This window comes from Stenotrophomonas sp. P5_A8 (assembly GCF_056400545.1).
This window is the reverse complement of the sequence record NZ_JBFULB010000339.1, coordinates 1-4,132: the sequence shown is the minus strand read 5'-3', so window position 1 is coordinate 4,132 and position 4,132 is coordinate 1. Positions and strand designations below refer to the sequence as shown.

Below are 4,132 nucleotides of genomic sequence, written 5' to 3'. Positions count from 1 at the left end.
CGGCACTACCGGGCTATGGGCCGCATTTGCGCCCCTTTTAAAACTGTGACCTCGAACTTTCCCGATACGCGGGCGTACTGACGCGCAATGTGTGTGCCTCAAGCGGAAACCTTGCCATTGCTTGCTTCTGCAACCAACGCGGCGGGATCTGCGGTGGGTCGCTTTCAGAAAAAATGTGACATGGAACACTCAAGTTAGGACCGCCCAGCGCCGTTATCCCGAGAGAGCGATGACGCCATCGTCACGCGGCCCCGCCCCATCCGCACTCGCAACGCCTTTCGCCCAGCACCCCACGGCTGTGCGCCACCGCCCTGCCCGGAGTTCACACCATGAAGTGGTTCCACAATCTGCCCATCGCCCGAAAGCTGGCGGTGGGGTTTACGCTCACGACCCTGATGACCGTCATCCTGGGCGTATTCGCCCTGGTCCGCCTCAACGGCGCCAATGCAGAACTGGCCGCCATGGCCGGCAACAACATCCCAACCCTTCAGCACCTGGGCGAAGCGCGCGCGGTGCTGGGGGAGTTCCGCACCTACGAACTGGCCCAGGTCAGCATGCTCGACCAGCCGGACAAGGTCGCCGATTACAACAAGCGCATGGACGACTCGGCCAAGCTGGTCCGCGATGAGCTGGCCGCCTATGCCGCACTGCCGGCCAATGATCGCGAGCGCGCGTTGTATGCCAAGGTCGCCGCCGACACCGACGCCTACTTCCGCGCCAACACCGACCTGCGCGCTGCCGTGGCCGCTGGCGACGCCGCCGCCGCCCGCGACATCTCCGACAACAAATCGCGTCCGGCGCGGCGCCAGCTGTTCGAGGATCTCAAAGCGCTCGGCATATACAGCAACAGCCTCATGGCCGGCCGCATCGATGCGGCCAACGCCACCCACCGCACCAGCGTGACCGCGATCATCGCCTGCATGGTGCTGCTGTCGCTGGTTGCCGCCGCCCTGGCCTTCGTCATCTCGCGCGTGATCACCCGTCCGCTGTCGCAGGCCGTGCATGCCATCAAATCGGTCGCCCGGGGCGACCTCAGCGTCAGCACCCGCGCCACCAGTACCGATGAAGTCGGGCAGATGCTGGTGGCCACCGGCGAGATGACCAGCATGCTGCGCCGCTACTCGGATGAAACCCGTCAGATGTCGGCCATGCACGCCGGCCCGGACATCTCCCACCGCATGCCGGTGGACTTCCCGGGCGTCTACGGCGAACTGGCGGTGGGCACCAACACGGTAGTGTTCGACCACCTGGACGCGATCAAGGACGCCATCGCCGTACTCAACCAGTACGCGGCCGGCGACCTGTCGCAGAATGCGCGCCGCCTGCCGGGCAGCCGCGCGATCCTGCACGAATCGATGGACGCGGCCAAGGCCAGCCTGCTGGCGATCAACACCCAGATCCAGTCGCTGGCCCAGGCGGCAGCCGCGGGCGATTTCAGCCAGCGTGGCGATGCGCTGCGCTTCGATCACGATTTCCGGGTGATGATCGAACACCTCAACACCATGATGGAAGTGGCCGACGGCAACCTGTCCCAGCTCTCGCACCTGCTGCAGGCGATTGCCAATGGCGACCTGACCGCACGCATGCAGGGCCAGTTCCACGGCGTGTTCGCCAGCATGCGCGACGACGCGAACTCCACCGTCGCCCAGTTGACCCAGATCGTCGGTCGCATCCAGCAGGCCTCCTCGAGTATCAGCACGGCGGCCGGCGAGATCGCCTCGGGCAACAACGACCTGTCGCGTCGTACCGAGCAGCAGGCCGCCAACCTGGAAGAGACCGCCGCCTCGATGGAGGAGCTCACCTCCACCGTGCGCCAGAACGCCGAGCACGCCCGTCAGGCCAACCAGCTGGCGATCGGCGCGCATGGCGTGGCCTCGCAGGGTGGCGAAGTGGTCGGCCGCGTGGTCAGTACCATGCATGAAATCGATGCGTCCTCGCGTCGTATCGCCGACATCATCACCGTCATCGACGGCATCGCCTTCCAGACCAACATCCTGGCGCTGAACGCCGCGGTGGAAGCGGCACGTGCCGGCGAACAGGGTCGTGGCTTTGCCGTGGTGGCCTCGGAAGTGCGCACCCTGGCCCAGCGCTCGGCCAGCGCCGCCAAGGAGATCAAGGGCCTGATCGATGAATCGGTCGGCAAGGTCGCCGAGGGCTCGGCACTGGTCAACCAGGCCGGCCAAACGATGGGCGAGATCGTCGCCTCGGTGCAGCGGGTGACCGACATCATGGCCGAGATTTCGGCGGCCTCGCAGGAGCAGTCGGCGGGCATCGAACAGGTCAACCAGACCATCACCCAGATGGACGAGACCACCCAGCAGAACGCGGCCCTGGTCGAAGAAGCCACCGCCGCCGCGCGCTCGATGGAAGAGCAGGCCGGCCACCTCACCGACGCGGTGTCGCTGTTCAAGCTGGACGGTCAGTCCGCGCCGTCGGCCAGCGCGGCAGTCGCGGCCGCCCGCGCCCCGGCCGCCGCCGTACCGCGCCCCCGCCAGGCAGCCGCCCCGGTGCGTCGCACGGCGGTACGCGAGCCGGTGCTGGCCAACGAAGGCGACTGGCAGGAGTTCTGATGGCCTGCCGTTGGTTTGCGTGATGCCCACGACACCCCGCTCCGGCGGGGTGTCGTCGTTTTGCACGCCGACATACCGCGTCACGGTGCGACTGATGCCGACCTGGCCGGACAGCGCAGTCGGACGGCGCACAATTCCCCCTACATAAACGTGAACTACTGCCGATAAACGGACAGAGCCCCGGCAATCTTCGCCGACGGCGCCCGCCCAACACAGCAAGAGTCCATGTCCGAAGGCAGCCTTGACGCACACGACGGAACCCATGCCGCCCACGATGACGGCACGGATGATCGTTACCTGGTCCGCAATCCCCGGCAGATCCGCCAGTTGTTGCAGGCGCTGATCGACCAGCGTTCGCTGATCAACGCGCACCTGGGCGGCCGCGACCAGTCCTTCCCGACGGCGATCCTGGAGCTGGACGAGGACGAGGATTGGCTATTGCTGGACGGTAGTCCCTCCGAGCCCGCCAACCGGGCGGCCGAAGAGGCCGGGCATCTGCTGTGTTTTGCACAGCTGGACCGGGTGATGGTGCGGTTCCGGCTGGATCATCTTGAACGGACCGGCGGCAGCGGCCATGTGGCCTTCCGGGTGGCCTTCCCCAGTGAGCTGGTGCATCTGCAGCGGCGTGAGCTGTACCGGCTGGAGACGCCGATCACCGATTCGCCGCACGTGCGTTTTCCGGTCAACGAGGATCGCAGCGAGGCGCTGAACCTGCGGGTGGTGGACATCAGCGGCGGTGGCCTGGCGGTGACGGTGCCGCCGGACTGCAATGTGTTTTCAATGCAGAAGCGCTACCAGGCGCGGCTGGACATGCCCGACAGCGGTCCGCTGGAGGTGTCGTTGATCGTCTGCAACCAGCTGGCGGTGAAGCTGCCCAACGGGGTGGAGATGAAGCGCGTGGGGATGCGCTTTGACAACCTGCCGCGCGGTGGGGACAGCGCGATCCAGCGCTATATCTTCCGCATCGACCGGCAGCGCAGTGCGCGCAAGAACGGGGAGAGTTGAGGGATTGGTTTTTTGCCAGCGGCAACGGCAACGGCCAAGCAGCGGTGCGAGTGTGCCGCGCCGGGTCGGTACGGGTGGGTTGGCGGGACACGCTGCAAGTCCCGCTCCGCGGCCCGGTCCAGCCGCTGGCGGCTGTCCGTTCAGTCGTATGCGAGGCAGTGCCTCGCAAGCAATGCGCCTTCACCCCTGTAAGCTCGCATACGCCATCCATGGCGCATGACGGTCCCGCCAACCCACCCGTACCGGCCTTCGAGAGATCGCTTTCACCGCGTTGAGATCAAGAGCACGCGGGGCATTGGGGGTTTGGTTGAGGTGCCGAGCATGGCTCGGCACTACCCTCCCCCAATCATCGGGGCGGCTTCTCCCATCCGGTCGCGGCAAGGTGTCAGGGCGGGCGGCGCGCGTCAGCAGCGAATCGCTGGACCTCGCTCGCCACACCCCCTCTAAAGTCGCCCCCATCCAGGCCGATAACCAGCGTGACGCCCGGGTTTTCAACCGCCACGCCCCACCCCGGCTTCCATCGATGACCGACCGCAACCTAACTGCCGCCAGCAGCG

The 4,132-nt window shown here is 66.5% G+C and carries 2 protein-coding genes; both read left to right on the top strand.

The window, feature by feature from the left end; genetic code table 11:
• Window positions 1–329 precede the first annotated feature (329 nt).
• Entirely contained in the window at window positions 330–2,570 is a 2,241-nt protein-coding gene (locus AC1DQP_RS17550) for a methyl-accepting chemotaxis protein (RefSeq protein WP_478052104.1), read from the top strand.
• 225 nt (window positions 2,571–2,795) lie between these two features.
• Window positions 2,796–3,575 carry a flagellar brake protein gene (locus AC1DQP_RS17545; RefSeq protein WP_457321605.1) on the top strand — a complete coding sequence of 260 codons (780 nt, stop codon included), beginning with the start codon at window positions 2,796–2,798 and terminating at the stop codon, window positions 3,573–3,575.
• Window positions 3,576–4,132 lie beyond the last annotated feature (557 nt).

Coding starts and splice junctions, on each gene's coding strand:
- AC1DQP_RS17550 (WP_478052104.1), top strand. CDS start 330: ATGAAGTGGTTCCACAATCTGCCCATCGCCCGAAAGCTGGCGGTGGGG.
- AC1DQP_RS17545 (WP_457321605.1), top strand. CDS start 2,796: ATGTCCGAAGGCAGCCTTGACGCACACGACGGAACCCATGCCGCCCAC.